At 49.0% G+C, this 14,854-nt stretch carries 21 protein-coding genes; 14 read left to right on the forward strand and 7 right to left on the reverse strand.

What is annotated here, in order from left to right:
* Nucleotides 1-71 precede the first annotated feature (71 nt).
* From DFP97_RS17165 to DFP97_RS17180, 4 genes are read right to left on the reverse strand one after another with little or no spacing between them, the layout of a single operon-like run.
* A complete protein-coding gene (locus tag DFP97_RS17165) occupies nucleotides 72-1,385 on the reverse strand; it encodes a glutathionylspermidine synthase family protein (protein WP_245976326.1) in 1,314 nt (437 codons plus the stop codon).
* Nucleotides 1,386-1,389: 4 nt separating this feature from the next.
* Nucleotides 1,390-1,719, reverse strand: a complete 330-nt coding sequence (locus DFP97_RS17170) for a hypothetical protein (RefSeq protein ID WP_245976329.1) — start codon at nucleotides 1,717-1,719, stop codon at nucleotides 1,390-1,392.
* Entirely contained in the window at nucleotides 1,720-2,202 is a 483-nt protein-coding gene (locus tag DFP97_RS17175; protein WP_114381418.1) for a hypothetical protein, read from the reverse strand.
* Between the two features lie 3 nt (nucleotides 2,203-2,205).
* Nucleotides 2,206-3,228 (reverse strand): potassium channel family protein, encoded by a 1,023-nt coding sequence (locus DFP97_RS17180; RefSeq protein ID WP_114381419.1) that lies wholly within the window; start codon nucleotides 3,226-3,228, stop codon nucleotides 2,206-2,208.
* 189 nt (nucleotides 3,229-3,417) lie between these two features.
* On the opposite strand from DFP97_RS17180, the gene DFP97_RS17185 reads away from it, so the two are divergent.
* The 3 genes from DFP97_RS17185 (at nucleotide 3,418) to DFP97_RS17195 (ending at nucleotide 4,822) form a co-directional block, all read left to right on the forward strand.
* Nucleotides 3,418-3,810, forward strand: coding sequence for a phage holin family protein (locus tag DFP97_RS17185; protein ID WP_245976330.1), 393 nt, complete (start codon nucleotides 3,418-3,420; stop codon nucleotides 3,808-3,810).
* A gap of 85 nt (nucleotides 3,811-3,895) precedes the next feature.
* Entirely contained in the window at nucleotides 3,896-4,297 is a 402-nt protein-coding gene (locus DFP97_RS17190) for a YhjD family protein (RefSeq protein ID WP_114381421.1), read from the forward strand.
* A 135-nt stretch (nucleotides 4,298-4,432) separates the two neighbouring features.
* A complete protein-coding gene (locus tag DFP97_RS17195; RefSeq protein ID WP_114381422.1) occupies nucleotides 4,433-4,822 on the forward strand; it encodes a cupredoxin domain-containing protein in 390 nt (129 codons plus the stop codon).
* Between the two features lie 49 nt (nucleotides 4,823-4,871).
* On the opposite strand, the gene DFP97_RS17200 is transcribed toward DFP97_RS17195, so the two are convergent.
* Nucleotides 4,872-5,135 carry a hypothetical protein gene (locus tag DFP97_RS17200; RefSeq protein ID WP_114381423.1) on the reverse strand — a complete coding sequence of 88 codons (264 nt, stop codon included), beginning with the start codon at nucleotides 5,133-5,135 and terminating at the stop codon, nucleotides 4,872-4,874.
* Between the two features lie 107 nt (nucleotides 5,136-5,242).
* On the opposite strand from DFP97_RS17200, the gene DFP97_RS17205 reads away from it, so the two are divergent.
* The 5 genes from DFP97_RS17205 to DFP97_RS17225 all read left to right on the forward strand — a co-directional run bounded on the left by DFP97_RS17205 (nucleotide 5,243) and on the right by DFP97_RS17225 (nucleotide 8,000).
* Nucleotides 5,243-5,530, forward strand: a complete 288-nt coding sequence (locus tag DFP97_RS17205) for a Dabb family protein (RefSeq protein WP_114381424.1) — start codon at nucleotides 5,243-5,245, stop codon at nucleotides 5,528-5,530.
* A gap of 145 nt (nucleotides 5,531-5,675) precedes the next feature.
* Nucleotides 5,676-6,095, forward strand: coding sequence for a DUF86 domain-containing protein (locus tag DFP97_RS17210; protein WP_114381425.1), 420 nt, complete (start codon nucleotides 5,676-5,678; stop codon nucleotides 6,093-6,095).
* 85 nt (nucleotides 6,096-6,180) lie between these two features.
* On the forward strand, nucleotides 6,181-6,846 hold the full coding sequence (locus DFP97_RS17215; RefSeq protein ID WP_281270980.1) for a helix-turn-helix transcriptional regulator: 666 nt from the start codon (nucleotides 6,181-6,183) through the stop codon (nucleotides 6,844-6,846).
* Between the two features lie 214 nt (nucleotides 6,847-7,060).
* A complete protein-coding gene (locus DFP97_RS17220) occupies nucleotides 7,061-7,597 on the forward strand; it encodes a DUF948 domain-containing protein (protein ID WP_114381426.1) in 537 nt (178 codons plus the stop codon).
* Nucleotides 7,584-8,000 (forward strand): YtxH domain-containing protein, encoded by a 417-nt coding sequence (locus DFP97_RS17225; RefSeq protein ID WP_114381427.1) that lies wholly within the window; start codon nucleotides 7,584-7,586, stop codon nucleotides 7,998-8,000. Before DFP97_RS17220 ends, DFP97_RS17225 begins: the two co-directional genes overlap by 14 nt.
* Before the next feature lie 71 nt (nucleotides 8,001-8,071).
* Here DFP97_RS17225 and DFP97_RS17230 read toward each other — a convergent pair whose 3' ends face one another.
* A complete protein-coding gene (locus DFP97_RS17230; RefSeq protein WP_114381428.1) occupies nucleotides 8,072-9,712 on the reverse strand; it encodes an MDR family MFS transporter in 1,641 nt (546 codons plus the stop codon).
* Between the two features lie 26 nt (nucleotides 9,713-9,738).
* Nucleotides 9,739-10,209 carry a MarR family winged helix-turn-helix transcriptional regulator gene (locus tag DFP97_RS17235; RefSeq protein ID WP_245976332.1) on the reverse strand — a complete coding sequence of 157 codons (471 nt, stop codon included), beginning with the start codon at nucleotides 10,207-10,209 and terminating at the stop codon, nucleotides 9,739-9,741.
* A gap of 217 nt (nucleotides 10,210-10,426) precedes the next feature.
* Here DFP97_RS17235 and racE point away from each other — a divergent pair, with 217 nt between their 5' ends.
* From racE to DFP97_RS17265, 6 genes are all read left to right on the forward strand, one after another.
* Nucleotides 10,427-11,236, forward strand: a complete 810-nt coding sequence (racE, locus tag DFP97_RS17240; RefSeq protein ID WP_114381497.1) for a glutamate racemase — start codon at nucleotides 10,427-10,429, stop codon at nucleotides 11,234-11,236.
* Between the two features lie 122 nt (nucleotides 11,237-11,358).
* Nucleotides 11,359-12,243 carry a M14 family metallopeptidase gene (locus DFP97_RS17245; RefSeq protein ID WP_114381429.1) on the forward strand — a complete coding sequence of 295 codons (885 nt, stop codon included), beginning with the start codon at nucleotides 11,359-11,361 and terminating at the stop codon, nucleotides 12,241-12,243.
* A gap of 60 nt (nucleotides 12,244-12,303) precedes the next feature.
* Entirely contained in the window at nucleotides 12,304-12,543 is a 240-nt protein-coding gene (locus DFP97_RS17250; RefSeq protein WP_114381430.1) for a hypothetical protein, read from the forward strand.
* Between the two features lie 45 nt (nucleotides 12,544-12,588).
* On the forward strand, nucleotides 12,589-12,891 hold the full coding sequence (locus DFP97_RS17255) for an iron-sulfur cluster assembly accessory protein (protein ID WP_114381431.1): 303 nt from the start codon (nucleotides 12,589-12,591) through the stop codon (nucleotides 12,889-12,891).
* Between the two features lie 40 nt (nucleotides 12,892-12,931).
* Complete coding sequence (locus DFP97_RS17260) at nucleotides 12,932-13,162, forward strand: YuzB family protein (protein ID WP_114381432.1); 231 nt, start codon at nucleotides 12,932-12,934, stop codon at nucleotides 13,160-13,162.
* A gap of 154 nt (nucleotides 13,163-13,316) precedes the next feature.
* A complete protein-coding gene (locus DFP97_RS17265) occupies nucleotides 13,317-14,768 on the forward strand; it encodes a PDZ domain-containing protein (RefSeq protein WP_114381433.1) in 1,452 nt (483 codons plus the stop codon).
* Nucleotides 14,769-14,854: the final 86 nt, after the last annotated feature.

Raw genomic sequence — 14,854 nt, forward strand, 5'->3', positions numbered from 1 at the left:
GAAAGCATAGGCTTAGTTTTGTGAAGCAAAACTTGCTTGAAAGCATAGGCTTAGTTTTGTGAAGCATACGGCTACTCTCGAATGGCAGCGGGGCAAAAGTATGCCATATCACCGGTAATTTTAGCACCGATCCGCGGGAGCAGGCCGGCGAAGCTTCCGCCTATGACATAGGCCCCGGTTAACAAGCAGCCGTGGAATAAGCCGTCTTCCGTATGTACGGAGGCCTCCTCCATAGTAAAGCGCTGCTGATATATTTTAGGCTGCTCGCCGTAGTACCGTTTCGTTTCCTCTGCTTCGTCTTCGTTGTTCTGATGCCCCCATTCCTCCGTTTCCGCCGCGCCGTCCTCTCCGAAAAGAGTCGTGCCTTTACCTTCGCGACCCCAATAGCTTTTGGCGACGTAAGGCTTGTGCTGCTGCAAGAAAACGGTATTTTCAAAATAGGTAGGCAGCAGATAGGTGCGGATCGCCTCAAGCTCCGCATCGTCAAACAGCGGTTGGCCGAGTACGTCCGATGATAGACCGTTGCGTTCAAAAAGCGCCCAGATAAGAGCCATAAAGCCTTTACTTTGTGTAATAACGCTTTGCGGCGGATTGATTAATCCGAGCTGACCCAGCTCGACCAGCTCCATAAGCGCTTCACCGATCGGTATGCCGGTATCTGCATCGGTATCATGGATTAAATATTCAAGCGGGTACAAGCGGTACAAAATGTCAATGCGTTCGCCGCCGCCGTACAAGCCATCTCCTTGCACAATTTCAAGCTGATCGAGCGGGACGAACATAACCGAATAACCAAGCTCGCGAATAATGTCCATTACATATTCGGTATTGCACTTATCCTCAACGTGCCAGTCATAGCAGCTGCATACGATCGTTCCGGTTAAACCTTCACTTCTGTAATGCTCAATGAGCCGGCTGAAAGAGCTCATAAGCGCACCGTGCATTCCCTCGGATGCCGAGCGGAGAGCCGTATATCGGCTGACGACCGTATTACCCAGAAAGGCTGTTTCGGGAATGCCGGTCGGTGTGTCGGTATTATTTTCGATACATTTCAGCCCTTGCCTGGTAACGATCCAGTCTTGTCTGGAGATACCATGAACCGGCGTTTCGATACGCGCCGCCGGCAGCAAGGCAGGATGGATGCCTAATTGCTTGATGAGAAAATCATCCGGCAGATGCTGCTGGGCAAATCGCAATGCTTTCCAATATAGACGGTCGACCTTTTCTGATGCTGTCCTAAGCTCCTCGAACTCAGGCTGCGTATACAGAGTGACGGACGGTAGACAGTATTGCTTGCCATACATAAGATGGTACGGAATGCGCTCGGCAAGCTCCCCTTGAAAAAGCTCGTTGTGGGTTAATGAAAGCGGAATGACGCGCTGCACGGGTTTAACCTCCGCTGCTTCCGCTAATGCCCGAGCTGCCGAAGCCTTTAGAGGAGCTGGAGCCGGAACTGTAGCTTGACGATTTTTTATGCTTTTTACCATTTGATATATAATAAGTACTGGAGCCGTCATCGTCGCAATAGTTGTTATCGTCATAGTCGTAGCATTCTTCCGTGCTTTCGGTATTGCAGCCGCTGAGCGCGATCGGTACCGTTAGCATTAAGGTAAAGGCAAGCAATTTCTGGCCGCCCGCTCTAAAATTGGCGCCAGCTTCTGAAGCTGCAGCCTGCGGTCCGCTCTTGGTTATTTGTTGATTTGCTTTCTCTTCGGACATTTATAAATTCACCCCTTTCAAAAAGATGACGATTTTGCTGCGGTCTATATCGTAAATCGTATAGATCGTTTCATAGGTTCGTTCTTCGCTGACGATATAATGATCCAGCAGAAGCTGGGCGAATTCGAGCGGACTGGCAGGAGGCTGCTGCCCAAGCACGCAAGGATTAAACCGATCGCCGTTCCAGAGCAAATATTCCGCTTCCATATACGGAGAGACCGTGCAGTACTCGTGAAGCGCGGTGCGTATCGCTTGCCCATATACAGTATCGTCGCATTCATTGTACGGCTTGACATAAATATGATGCCGCAAGCCGTCCTCGCATTCGTTCGCCGTATGCTCGAACAGACCGTTGCGGTACACGGTTGCATTAACCAGCTTGCGGACGAATACATCGTCACGCGACACGGTCGCATCTGTGATCGTTCTTACAACGCGCTGGTCTTGATCGGACCATTCCAAATAAGTAAGCGGGCAATTCATTCTTTATAGCCGCCTTTCTGATCGAATCTTCGTAATAGTTTCATCATTAGAAATGACGAATAAGCGTGCAGCGGTTGGAATCGGAGCCTCAAGCCGGCGGTTAATGGTCATATCCGTGCGGTCAGCGATAAGCGTTGCCCCTTGGCGCAGCAGCGCTTGGAAGGCGTCGCCGTATGTCGTCCATGCAGGATCAACTTCAACCTCGAACACGTCCTCTCCGTATTTCCGGCTGAGCAGCTGCATGAATATGTCCACATTGCCTTCCTTCAGCGCAGAACGGACCGCGAGTCTGGAAACCGCATCGTGGGATAATATAAAATCATTTACTTGTACGTGGCGGAAATTGCGAATATGCTTCTCGAGCACGATTTCTACCGTCGTATGGACAGCGGGAGCCGCCTGTTCAATGCTGGAGGCGATAAGCATTGATTTGCCGTCTATCAGCGAGGAGTCGTCAATACGCGGATCGGCAAAAATAATGGCCGAACGTGCAGTATGAATGCTGGCTTGCTCAAGCACATCGGACGAGGTAGGATCACCGCTTACGAAATGGACTCTGGTCTGATCAAAAGGATGCTTTTCGCTGTTATCTATAATAATGATCTCGACAGCAGGATCCGAATCAAGTAAATCTTCAATGGCAAGCTGCGCTTTCTTGCTCCAATTAATGACAATGATGTGGTTCTGACCTTGATATTTCAACTTCCCACTCTCCCTTCTCCGCTGCAATTCAGCAATCGAATCAAATATTTTACCAATTAATAAGCTTAATAGACCGATTCCGAACACATACAGCAGCATGGCGAGAACCTTGCCGGGGACTGTCTTTGGAAAATAGTCACCGTAGCCGACCGTCGCGACCGTCGTCATGACCCACCAAATCGCATTAAACAACGTTCCGAACGTTTCCGGCTCAAGAAGGAAGGCAACAAGCGAGCTGATGAATACGAGCAGCAGCGTCAGCAATGCTACGAAATAATTGTTTAAACGCAGCAGCTTTACAGTAAGTTTCAAAAATAGCTGCATGCCTGTCACCCCCATTAGAATTGTTGCTTTATACACAATACTATCTTTCCTAGCATTTTCCAATATGAAAATATTAGTAAGCAGACGCCCCTTTCATAGAATGGCGTGAACGGCTTAGGTCAGATGACGGACAACCGCCATTTTTCAGCATATAATATTGTAAATTCGAATGAAGGAGAGGTGGGAGAATTGCCGTTAGTCTGGCTGAGTTCCTTTTGCGGTCTGGTTGGCTCGGTTATTACGTTTGCTTTCGGCAGCTGGGTGGAGTCGCTAACCTTATTAATAGTTGCGATGGGTGTCGATTATGTTACAGGCGTTACAGCATCCATTAAAGAAGGAAGAGGACTGAATAGCGTATTCGGTTCATGGGGATTGGCGCGTAAAGGCTTAACGCTGCTCGTTATTCTGCTCGCTCATCGAATCGATATTTTGCTTGAATTAAATAATGTAACGATGGGTGCGGCCATTTATTTCTATATTGCGAACGAGTTGATTTCCATTACTGAAAATTACGGGCGGATCGGATTGCCTATGCCCGATCAGCTCCGCAAAATAATCGAAGTGCTCAAGGAGAAAAAGTAACTTTCGGCTGACAGTAATTGTACTTGCATGAAAGAGCCGCTTCTCGATATAATAAGAACAGATGTTCTGGTTTGGAGGGGTGGCAATGGCCGCTAAAGAGGAAGAAGCTCGCGGCGGGGTGAGGACAGCTCCGCATCCGCCGATACAGACCGAGGATGAGCTCGAACTGGTGAAGCGGTACGTGCTGCTTGGTATAGTTATGCGCATTTTAGATCATGATATTCGTGTTATCGGCACTTCAGCCATTAAGCTGCCGCGTTTTTATGAATCCATGCTGCGGGGTATCCAAGATCGGGTGCTGCTTGATCTTGCGGCCATCAGGCGGCAGTTTCGCGAGACGGGCATTAAAGTGTACGAGGAGAAACGCGAAGCGGATGGGCTGCATGCGCAATATGTGTGCCGGGGATACCATCACCGTTTTTTTATGCTGTGGGGGTTTGTGAAGGCAGAGTCTGAGCGGGTGTTAAAGCAGTATTTGTCCCGCTGAATATGGTTTTGTTCATGGATTTGTCAAAAAAACAAAAAAACTTTTCCTCTTTCCGCAGTTTAAGGTTGAGAACTTCGGACGATCTTATGTAATATAAGAGGTAGACATTATGATCGCAAAGGGGAGCACGTAGCAATGCACAAGTGGATTATGTTTATATTGTTTACAGCGGCGTCGTTGCTGGGCTTATATTTGCTCACATTCGCCCTGCCCGAAAAGCCGGTTGATGAGTCTGCCTCGTTGCCGGAAGGCATGACTTTAATGAAGGTTGTGGCATCAAATGATTTTGTATTTGACCAGGCTGAGTACAAAGTTAAGGTTGGCGACAAGGTTAGATTGAAGCTTTCGAATAAAAGCGGCATTCACGGCATTCATATTGATGAGCTCCAGGTAGCTCTGGACAATGACCATCCAGAAATGGATTTGGAATTTACTGAGCCAGGCGAATATCGGATTTATTGCTCTATTCCATGCGGCGTAGGACACAAAACAATGGAATCTAAGCTGATCGTCGAAGCGGCGTAGGCGTGAAATGAATGGTAAAAAGCGAAAGGAGCCGAAAGGCTCCTTTTTGTTAAGCTGAACGGCGGTTATGGTCACGGCTTCGTCCGCGTGCGATAAGCATATCGGCGATATAGCCGAGCAGTGCCCAGGTGATAACCGTCAGCACATACATGAACAGGACGCTTACCTCGTGCACGTCGACAAATAAATCGACGATCCAAGCGGGGATGCTGAGCATAAAGAATACAAAGTTGTGCGGGTCATAGCCCGTCGAATTAAACAAGCATATAGCAAGTCCAATAATTGTAGCTGCAATTGTAACCGGATAGCGCATAACGTTCCGATCTCCTTCACCATAAAGATTGCCGTAATGCGACTGCTTAGGTTATTATGTGACAAAAGGACGAAAGTCATGCGACAAATAAGAGGAGGAAGATTCGAATGATTACTCATATCGTTTGTTTTAAATTGAAGGACAACAGCGCGGAGAGCGTTGCGCGTACCGCTCAGGTCCTGAGGGATATGGAAGACAAAATCGAAGAGCTGAAATCGATTGAGGTCGGTACTGACATTTTGCATTCGGAGCGTTCTTACGATATTGCGCTTATTACGAAATTCGAATCAATGGAAGCGCTGGAGGCGTATCAAGTACATCCTGTACATAAAAAAGTAATCGAGCATATGCTGCAAGTCCGCGAAGCTTCCGTCAGCGTCGATTTCGAAAGCTGAGAGGCAGGTTAGCGGTAAAAATGAGAGATGTTTATGAAATTTTGACTTATTTGCTTGTCATCATCTTTAGCAGCATTATTATGGTAGCATGGCTTAAACGCAAGGCGAAAAAAAAGAAGTAAGGCTGAAAGCGGGCGACTGATTTATGTATTATGTGAATCGAGAACAAATAGCTGTACGGCTGGATACAATGCCGGATATTGCATCGGCGCTGCGAGCTCTAGCCGCTAATTGGCAGGGCAGCATGATGGAAGGGCTGGCGCAAGAAAGAGCACTACATCTAGCTATAGAAATGGTAACTGATATCGGCAGTTTCCTGATCGACGGGTTTCTAATGAGGGATGCCAGCAGTTATGAGGATATCATCGAAATTACAGGTGCGGAAGGTGTATTTCCTGCGCAAATGCTGGAAACGCTGACTGAGCTTGTCAAGCTGCGAAAGCCGCTTGTTCAGGACTATTACAAATGGCCGAGAAGCGAGCTGCATCCGCTGACTAGAACATTATCTGAGCTGCTGCCCGCGTTCAAGCAATCCGTTGAACGTTATTTGGAGCGCGAGCTGTAGAAAGGATTAGCAGTATCTGCTTGATTTACGAAAACGTTAAAATACGTTACAATGTCGCTATCAAGCCTGCAGAGGTGGTGAAGGGTTGAAGCGGAGCGGAACAGTGCGTGCTGCTGGTCATACAGTAGAGTCGCGAGGGGATGGTTCGACACGCGAGCGTATATTGATGCTGCTCAAGACGAGCGGCAGAATGAATGCGGGCGATTTGTCGCATAAGCTTGAACTAACAGAAATGGCGATTCGGCGGCATATGTATGCCCTGGAAAGCGAAGGCAGCGTGAACATCGTATCTGTGCGCCAGGCGATGGGCAGACCGCTTCATGCCTACGAGCTAACGGCTGAGGCGGATGAGCTGTTTCCAAAAAATTATCATCTTCTCGCCTTGGATTTACTGGACGAGCTTGCGGAAGATCCGGATACTGAAGCGCTAATTGACCGAATGTTTGAAGGCCGCAAGAAAAAACTGCTTGAACGCTATGAGCCGCGGATGGCGGGCAAGAGCCTGGAGCAGAAAATAAGCGAGCTGGCTGCGATTCAGAATGCAGGCGGCTATATGGTTGACATAGAACGCCAAAGCGACGGTAACTTCATCCTTAATGAATATAATTGTCCGATTGCGCAGGTTGCCGGTAAATACCAGCAAGCTTGTAAATGCGAGCTATCTTTATTTGAAGCTTTGCTCGACGTGCCGGTTGAACGAACGGATTGTTTGGCTAAAGGCGGAGGCAAATGCAGTTATCATATCGGTTAATAGAATCATTGCGTTATGCAATAGGCACCTAAGCAGATCCTAAATTGATCTGGTTAGGTGCCTATTTTTGTTTGGCTTCTGCGATATACCATTTTTAATTACGTTGTGTCAAGACGAGCCCATGCTGCTTATACTGTCATTACGCAAGTGGGCATTCGCCCTTGTTAATCATATGTTTTTGCCCTGCAATTGATGGAGGAGGAGGGATACAGGCATGGTTATGACATGGAGCGCAGCTGTAGCTGCAGTCGCATTTGTTGTATTGGTGGCGGGCATACTCCTTGGAATGCGTTCGGCGCTCGGCAGACTAAAGCAAATGCAATCTTCAGCCGAAGCGATGCAGCATGATTTGCAGAAGGTGGCTTCTGAGCTCAGTGGACTCGTTAAGCCTGCAGAGGAGACCATTCGCGCTGCGCATCGTCAGCTGCAATCGGCTAACCGGTTGTTCGAAGCGGCCGGACAGGTCGGAGGAGCAATCGCGCATACGACATCGGCAGTTGAGCGTGTTACGTCTATACTGTCAGAATCCGCTGAGCTTCATGCGAAGCGGTCATCAACGAAGCGCCAAGTCGGTGAGGCATTCGAATGGGCTGAGCTTGGAATGGCAGCCTGGCAGCTGTGGCAAACTAACCGAAAGGCGGCAGCGCCTGCAGATGAACATGTTACCGTATCCGAATCGGATTCCGAATCAGTGAGCAGAGACGAAGGGCATTCTAAGAACGAAAGGAGCGATTATTATGTCAACACGTAAACAAACAAAAGGATTTTTGCTTGGTGCATTAGCTGGAGGTGTTGTCGGCTCGATTACAGCGCTGCTTTTAGCGCCGAAGGCTGGCAAGGAGCTGCGTCAGGATATTTCTGCAAACGCACAAAAGGTTAGTGATACAACGGTGAAGGTGGCCGGTCAAGTGAGTGATACGACCGGACGAATCGCAAAGCAAATCGGCGGTCAAGCGGTGCAAATTGCTGACAGAACGAAGCAGGCGGCTGGCAGCGTCGTGAGCAGCGTTAAAGGTTGGACCAAAACAAATGGAGCTTCAGAAGTTACTGATTCTGCAGTAACCATTGTATTACCGGATGGCGAATTAGAGACAAGTGCGATTGAAGCGGTCGAAGCGGGCGAGACGGAAGCTGCAGCATCGAAGGAACTGTAATCGAAGATAAATCACACCAAAAAAGAGCCGGGCGCTTCAAGTAGAAGGCGCTCGGCTCTTACTCATTCACATTAAATGAGATGCATTTGCGGCTCAGAGGCCTCAGTCTCGTTCATTTTTTTCGGCTGCTGCATGATTTTCACATTTTTCAAAAACAGCGTTAATGCTGTTCCTATCAAAATAAAAACCAGACCTACCCAAAACACCGTGTGAAGCGAATCAATAAGCGTGGCTTGCACTACAGGCACCATTTTATCGGTAAGCTCCTTCGGAAATTGAGCTAATATCGTCGGATCGAGGAGGGTGGAGTAAATGGCTTGCGGGTTCGAAGCAACGGTTGCCGATGTTTGATCAGCGAATTGCTTCGCTTCCTCAGGCAGCTGTCCGAGAAGCGGCATAAGCCGTTCCTTTAGTTGGCTGCTGGATTGCATGTTCATAACGGCACCGAGCAAGGTCATTCCGAACGTCCCGCCAATTTGGCGGAAGAAGGTGCTTGACGATGTAACGACACCCAGCTGGGATTTCGGGAATGTTTCCTGCAGAACGAGCGTTAGCAGCGGCATAACTAGACCGATGCCGATCCCCAGAACAATCATAAAGCAAGATGCGGTGAGTTTGGCCGTCGATGCGTCCAGCGTTGTGAGCAGGAAGAACGAGATAGCCACAATAATCATCCCGATCGCGAGCTGTGGGCGAACGCCGATTTTGTAGACAATTTGACCGCCAAAAACGCTGAAGATCATCATGGAAACCATCATCGGCATCATGACCGTTCCGGATTCGGAGGCGGAAATGCCGACAATCCATTGCATGAAGAGCGGCACGAACATAATGGCCCCGAACATACCTAGACTCATAAAGAAGCCGATCCCGTTAATCATCGTAAACGTTTTGTCTTTAAACAGCTTGACAGGCAATATAGGCTCTTCCGTTGTAGCTTCTATACGTACAAATAGTGTGAGTGCGATGGCGGAAAGGACAAACATGCCAATAATTTGCCATGACAGCCAGTCAAACTCGCTGCCGCCAAGCGATAGAGCAAGCAATAGGCTGACCACGCCAATGACCATTGTGAAAATGCCGGCCCAGTCAAATTTGACAGGACCTTCGGTTTTCTTGCCGCTAAGCGAAATCGCGATTAGTACCGCAGCAACCACGCCTACGGGCAAGTTAATGTAAAATACCCAGCGCCAGTTCCAAGCATCGACAATCCAGCCGCCGACTTGGGGCCCAAGAACGGAAGAGAGTCCGAACACGGCCGCAAACACGCCCTGCCACTTCGCACGCTGCTTGCCAGTGAATAAATCACCGATAATAATCATCGCCATTGGCATCATAATACCGCCGCCAAGACCTTGGATTGCGCGGAAAATAATAAGCTGTTCGATGTTTCCGGCCAAGCCGCAAAGAGCTGAGCCGATGATGAAAATGATAATTCCGAGAACGTAAACCATTTTTCGGCCAAGTAAATCGGCAAGCTTGCCGGCAATTGGCACGATTGTCGTCGAAGTGAGCATGTAAGCCGTGGTAAGCCATGCCATCAGCTCTAAGCCGCCCATTTCTCTAATGATCGTTGGCATCGCGGTACCGACAATCGTGCCGTCGAGCGCTGCGAATAGCATTGCAATGAGCAGGCCGATAATTAATAATCCCCGCTTATTGCCTGTATCTGAAGAGTTAAGCGGTGCATCCGCTTGTTGTGTATATTCCATTTTGATTGGTCTCCTCTCATTGGAAGTCAGTCGGTTCGCGGCTCGGTATTATCCTTCGAAAGCTCGGCTGCTATCTTTTCAAATGTTTCAACAAATCGAAGCAACTCGTTGACATCGAGCTCTTTCAAATGATGCTTAAGGAGCGCTTCGATATCCCCCTTAACGCGCAACAAAGCTTCGTGGCCTTTTTCCGTGCATTTCACTAAAACGACACGCCGATCTTTCGAATCGTGAATGCGTTCAGCGTATCCGTTATTGACAAGCCGATCGAGCATAACCGTGATTGCACTCGGCTTTACTTCCATTTTGTCGGCGAGATGGGATACGGTAATATTTTGCTCCTTCGAGATCATGCTCAAAATAAAGCACTGGGGACCGGTTAAATCATTGTCCAGCTTCTGTGAAATAAGTGATCCGAGCCGGCGATGGGTCGTTAGCATTGCTTTGTGGAATCGTTCCACGACATGCTCCGATGACGAGCCGGATTCCTGCTGCATATTGTTCACCTCTTTATTATTTCATTGTTTAATAGTTAAAGTATTTAAATATTAAGTCATATAATTTAATTTGTCAAGGCTACTGACGGCTCTTAGACATTCCGCTTTCTTGAACCTTGTCCGATTTTGAGTTAAGATGTAGGTACTTTTTTGTGCTCGTATTCATATGCTATTCTGTCTCGATTCATTACACTTAGTTTAGGAAAGCGGTGTGTTTGTGCAGCAACCGATTGCGATACTAGATTCCGGCGTAGGCGGCCTCACCGTTGCCAAAGAAGTGATGCGCCAACTGCCGCGAGAAAAAATTGTTTATTTTGGAGACACGGCCCGCACGCCTTACGGCCCGCGTTCTTCAGACGAGGTAGTTAAATTTACACGCGAAATTGTTGATTACTTAGTACAGTTTCGCCCAAAAATGATCGTTATAGCATGTAATACGGCAACTGCCGCTGCACTCGAAGATATTCGTTCAAGAGTTGCCATTCCTGTCGTAGGCGTCATCAATCCGGGTGCAAGAGCGGCTATCGGGCGGACAGTTACTGGCTGTATCGGTGTCATCGGAACAGAGGGGACCATTAAGAGCGGCGCTTATGAGCAAGCCTTGCGAGAGCTTTCACCCCATGTGCTGGTGGTATCTGAAGCATGTCCGAAATTCGTGCCGCTTGTGGAGATGGGTAATTTCCGTTCGCCTGAAACGTATGAGACGGTTCGCGGTTCAATCGGTCACTTGCACAGCTATCCAATGGATACGTTAATACTTGGCTGTACACATTATCCATTTCTGACGGAAACCATATCCGAGGTGATGGGTCAGAGCGTCAAACTGATCAGCTCCGCGGACGAGACGGCACGTGAGATAAGTACAATTTTGCAGGACAAACGAAAGCTCGCGCGTGGCGGTACCGTACCTGTGCATCATTTTTTTTGCAGTGGTGAATCGCGGGTGTTTAAAACGATCGCCCAGCAATGGCTGGGTGAGCAAATCGAGCTTACGCCCGTCGTATGGCAAGTGCCGAATATAAGCTAAATGAAGAAGGAGTCGAAGCCTGCAGCCGCAGGCCCGGCTTCTTTTTTTCGCTTGCTTCATAGGACAAGCGCAGTACCGCATAGCATGATAGGAACAAATTCGCGATATTGGAGGCGATCCTTATGTATTCGGTGGAAACGTACGGCTATCTCGATTTGGTGGAAGGCTGCAGACAACTTACAGACAGATATCCGTTTCTTTCCGCTTATGTCATCGGAGAGAGCGTAATGGGCAAGCCTCTACTTGCCCTGCGATGCGGCACCGGTCCGCGCAACATTCATATGAACGGCTCCTTTCACGCAAATGAGTGGATTACTTCTGCCTTGCTCATGCGCTTTGTGGCGGATTTGTCGGCGGCATTCTGCAGCGGAGAGCGTATAAGCGGCCAACAGGTGGTAGAACTCTGCAATCGAGTAACCCTGTGGGCAGTCCCCATGGTCAACCCGGATGGAGTGGAGCTCGCGCAGCGCGGAACGTCACCGTCGCATCCATGGCATAGGCAGCTAATCGCATGGAACGGCGGCTCAGACCAGTTCAGCGGCTGGAAGGCCAATATACGCGGCGTCGATTTAAATGACCAGTTCCCTGCTTTTTGGGAAGAGGAGTGCAAGCGCCGTGGATTAGCGGGCCCGGGTCCCCGTGACTATCCGGGCCCGTATCCGCTAAGCGAGCCCGAGGCGATTGCGATGGCCCGGTTTACAGAGACGATTGCGTTCGATGCTGTCTTGGCGCTTCATACGCAAGGGCGGGAAATTTACTGGAATTACCGTGATTACGAGCCGGCTGAAGCGGAGCAGCTGGCATGGAAGCTAGGACAAGTAAGCGGATATAAGCCGGTAAAGCTGACAGGCAGCGATGCGGGCTATAAAGATTGGTTCATTCAGCAGTACAGAAGGCCTGGATTTACGGTTGAGGCAGGCTATGGCGAGAACCCGCTGCCGATGAGCAACTTTGACAGCATCTATGTGGAGCTGCAGCCTCTGCTGTTAGAGGCGCTTCGATTATGACTTGCAGCTGCCCTAATATGGTATAATAAGTGGCAAAGGTCAGCAAAGGCGGGATTCCTGATGCGTAAATTACTGTCGCTGCGCCACTGGCAGCGGACGTTTGTCCGTATTTTTCAATTGTTGAAGTCAAGAGACGTTTCACTTATAGACAAGCTGTTTTTTTCAGTGCCTGTGCTATTGTACTGGGTTTTGCCGGATGTGCTGCCGTTGCCTTTTTTACCGGTTGACGATATCGCTGTGACGATGTTCCTTGCGGATTGGTTTGCCCGTAGAATGGAGAGCAAGTATAATATGAAATAACGATGATTGCCGCAAGGCATACGAATAAGAGGAGCTGGATAAACAATGAATTGCAAAATTTCTAAAAACGCCGCAAAGGTTATAAAAGCAGAATTGGACAAGCCGGAAAACGAAGGTAAAATGCTTCGTGTTTACGTTACTCATTCCCATGGCGACCATGCCCATTACGGTATGGCGATTGATGTAGCGTCGGATAAGGACGAAATCGTATCGACGGACAAAGAAATTGATGTGATCCTGGAGAAAGACAATGAGTTTCTGGACGGCGTTCGCATCGATTATTTCTATGTGCCGGAAGAAGGCTTTGCAATTACGAATCCAACCAAGGGCAACCACGGCGACCACTAGGATTCTTCTTCAGTAACCTTTGGGAATAGGACGTTGAATGATGGCTAACGATATACGAGTTTGTGATAAATGCAAGCACATGAAGATGAAAACGATTGTGCCTAAGCTGCAGAAGCTGGTGCCCGATGCGGAAATTCGGGTCGGCTGCAAGTCATACTGCGGACCGTGCGCCCGCTACGCATTCATATTTGTAAATGGCCGTTACGTGAAGGCGGCAACCGAGGATGAAGCCATCGAGAAGGCTCTTCCTTATATAAAAAAGAAGAAATAACGATTTACATAATTGGAATACTCACAACAAGACCCAACGAAAACAGCATTCGTTGGGTCTTTGTATGCGATTGAGAGGATCATGGTCGTCGGGTCTTTCGTTTGTCATCAAGCGATGTAGTACCTGCGAATGAAGGAGGATAGCAATTGGTTAAATGAAGCCTATTCATTATTATATATTTGGTTTGGCAACTGCACTCGTGTGTTTGATTGCCGCAGAGCTCATATGGTTGCCGGCTCCGCTTCAGACTGGCGGAGGCGTGCAATGGATTGAGATGATCGATCGCTTGTTCTATGTGCTCGCGCTAGTTCCTCTTAGTTGGCTGGCCGGAGCATGGCTTGGCTACATGAAGCATCGGAAAGCCCGGCGGTTAAACGGAACGGGTTTGATTTCACATTCACGAGCGGCGAAGGCGCTGTCCGGTTTGCTGCAGCTGCTCCGACTTGTTATTTGCGCTCTAGCTCTAGCAGGAGCGGGTTTTGTATTATTTGCTTCAGAGAAGCCGCTTCTCGTACTGTTTTTTGTTGTTGCACCTGTTCCATTTATTTTCGTGGATATGCTGCTAAGCGAGGCGTTGGCTGCACCGCATGACACGGGTGGTACAGCGGGGCGCCGGCGACTTTTGATAATGCCGAAGCGAAGCGGCACCGTATTTCTTGTCACCGCTGTTATGCTCTTGCTTCTCCTTTTGCCGACAGGCTATGAGGTCACTTATCCCGGCATGACGCTCAATATGAATCGCTATGCGCACGTAGAAGGCGGAGAGAGCGGCGGTACGATTAATGGAGTGTTAGTGTTCGATAGGCCGGCGGTGCCCGCAGATTGGTTATATGCGCGGATACTGCCACTGTATTCGTTCGAGAAAATACCGGATGACGAACCGCCGCTGACGGAATCATACACTCAGGTCGTCATGATGAAAACAGATGCGAATAGCATTGCTGCTGCTGTTGCAATGCAGAAGTCGGGAGTTGGCGGAGGGGTAACGGCCGACGGTGTACGGGTTATTGCGGTAGTGAAGGATAGTCCGGCAGAGCAGCTTCTGAAGGCTGGCGATATTATTGATAAATTGGATGGCCACGTTGTGAAAACCATAAATGAAATGACCTCTTATATGGGCGAATCAGTCAAGCCCGGCCAGGTTTTGTCCGTTACACTACGGAGGAACGGTACCGAAACCCAGGTAGAGGTACCAACGAAGGCTTCTGCCGATGCGCCGGAGAGGGCCGTATTCGGCATCTCGGTTCAGACGGAGCTGCAATTGGATATACCTCGCAGCGTTAATTATAACCGCTATATGGCGCATATCGGGGGACCGTCGCATGGTGCTATGCTAACATTGGCGCTCATTGATCAGCTGACGCCGGGCGGTGTGACTAAGGGGATACAGGTGGCGGGAACGGGGACCATTGAAGCAGACGGCTCCATTGGTCTCGTCGGGGGTATCCCGCAGAAGGCCTATGCGGTCAGCAGGACCGATGCCGATGTTTTCTTCGTCCCCGCGGTATCAGAGCAGGAAGCCCGGGGTGCTGCTCCTGATTTAAACATCGTGCCGGTAAAAACAATTGACGATGTTCTTGGCTGGTTAGCGCAGAACGGAAAATAAGCTGCGATAGGGGCTGTCTCAAAAGGTACTAAGACCTGAGAGACAACCCCTATTTACGTATATAAGCTGACATTAGTGTGTGTAAG

Source organism: Paenibacillus prosopidis, assembly GCF_003337375.1.
Taxonomy (GTDB): Bacteria; Bacillota; Bacilli; order Paenibacillales; family Paenibacillaceae; genus Pristimantibacillus; species Pristimantibacillus prosopidis.

Excerpts from the sequence above, each read along its gene's own strand:
- DFP97_RS17175 (WP_114381418.1), bottom strand. The coding sequence starts at position 2,202 with ATGAATTGCCCGCTTACTTATTTGGAATGGTCCGATCAAGACCAGCGC.
- DFP97_RS17245 (WP_114381429.1), top strand. The coding sequence starts at position 11,359 with ATGTATTCGGTGGAAACGTACGGCTATCTCGATTTGGTGGAAGGCTGC.
- DFP97_RS17190 (WP_114381421.1), top strand. The coding sequence starts at position 3,896 with ATGGCCGCTAAAGAGGAAGAAGCTCGCGGCGGGGTGAGGACAGCTCCG.
- DFP97_RS17180 (WP_114381419.1), bottom strand. The coding sequence starts at position 3,228 with ATGCAGCTATTTTTGAAACTTACTGTAAAGCTGCTGCGTTTAAACAAT.
- DFP97_RS17225 (WP_114381427.1), top strand. The coding sequence starts at position 7,584 with ATGTCAACACGTAAACAAACAAAAGGATTTTTGCTTGGTGCATTAGCT.
- DFP97_RS17205 (WP_114381424.1), top strand. The coding sequence starts at position 5,243 with ATGATTACTCATATCGTTTGTTTTAAATTGAAGGACAACAGCGCGGAG.
- DFP97_RS17250 (WP_114381430.1), top strand. The coding sequence starts at position 12,304 with ATGCGTAAATTACTGTCGCTGCGCCACTGGCAGCGGACGTTTGTCCGT.
- DFP97_RS17265 (WP_114381433.1), top strand. The coding sequence starts at position 13,317 with ATGAAGCCTATTCATTATTATATATTTGGTTTGGCAACTGCACTCGTG.
- DFP97_RS17200 (WP_114381423.1), bottom strand. The coding sequence starts at position 5,135 with ATGCGCTATCCGGTTACAATTGCAGCTACAATTATTGGACTTGCTATA.
- DFP97_RS17255 (WP_114381431.1), top strand. The coding sequence starts at position 12,589 with ATGAATTGCAAAATTTCTAAAAACGCCGCAAAGGTTATAAAAGCAGAA.
- DFP97_RS17170 (WP_245976329.1), bottom strand. The coding sequence starts at position 1,719 with ATGTCCGAAGAGAAAGCAAATCAACAAATAACCAAGAGCGGACCGCAG.
- DFP97_RS17220 (WP_114381426.1), top strand. The coding sequence starts at position 7,061 with ATGGTTATGACATGGAGCGCAGCTGTAGCTGCAGTCGCATTTGTTGTA.
- DFP97_RS17235 (WP_245976332.1), bottom strand. The coding sequence starts at position 10,209 with ATGCAGCAGGAATCCGGCTCGTCATCGGAGCATGTCGTGGAACGATTC.
- DFP97_RS17260 (WP_114381432.1), top strand. The coding sequence starts at position 12,932 with ATGGCTAACGATATACGAGTTTGTGATAAATGCAAGCACATGAAGATG.
- DFP97_RS17230 (WP_114381428.1), bottom strand. The coding sequence starts at position 9,712 with ATGGAATATACACAACAAGCGGATGCACCGCTTAACTCTTCAGATACA.
- DFP97_RS17210 (WP_114381425.1), top strand. The coding sequence starts at position 5,676 with ATGTATTATGTGAATCGAGAACAAATAGCTGTACGGCTGGATACAATG.
- DFP97_RS17195 (WP_114381422.1), top strand. The coding sequence starts at position 4,433 with ATGCACAAGTGGATTATGTTTATATTGTTTACAGCGGCGTCGTTGCTG.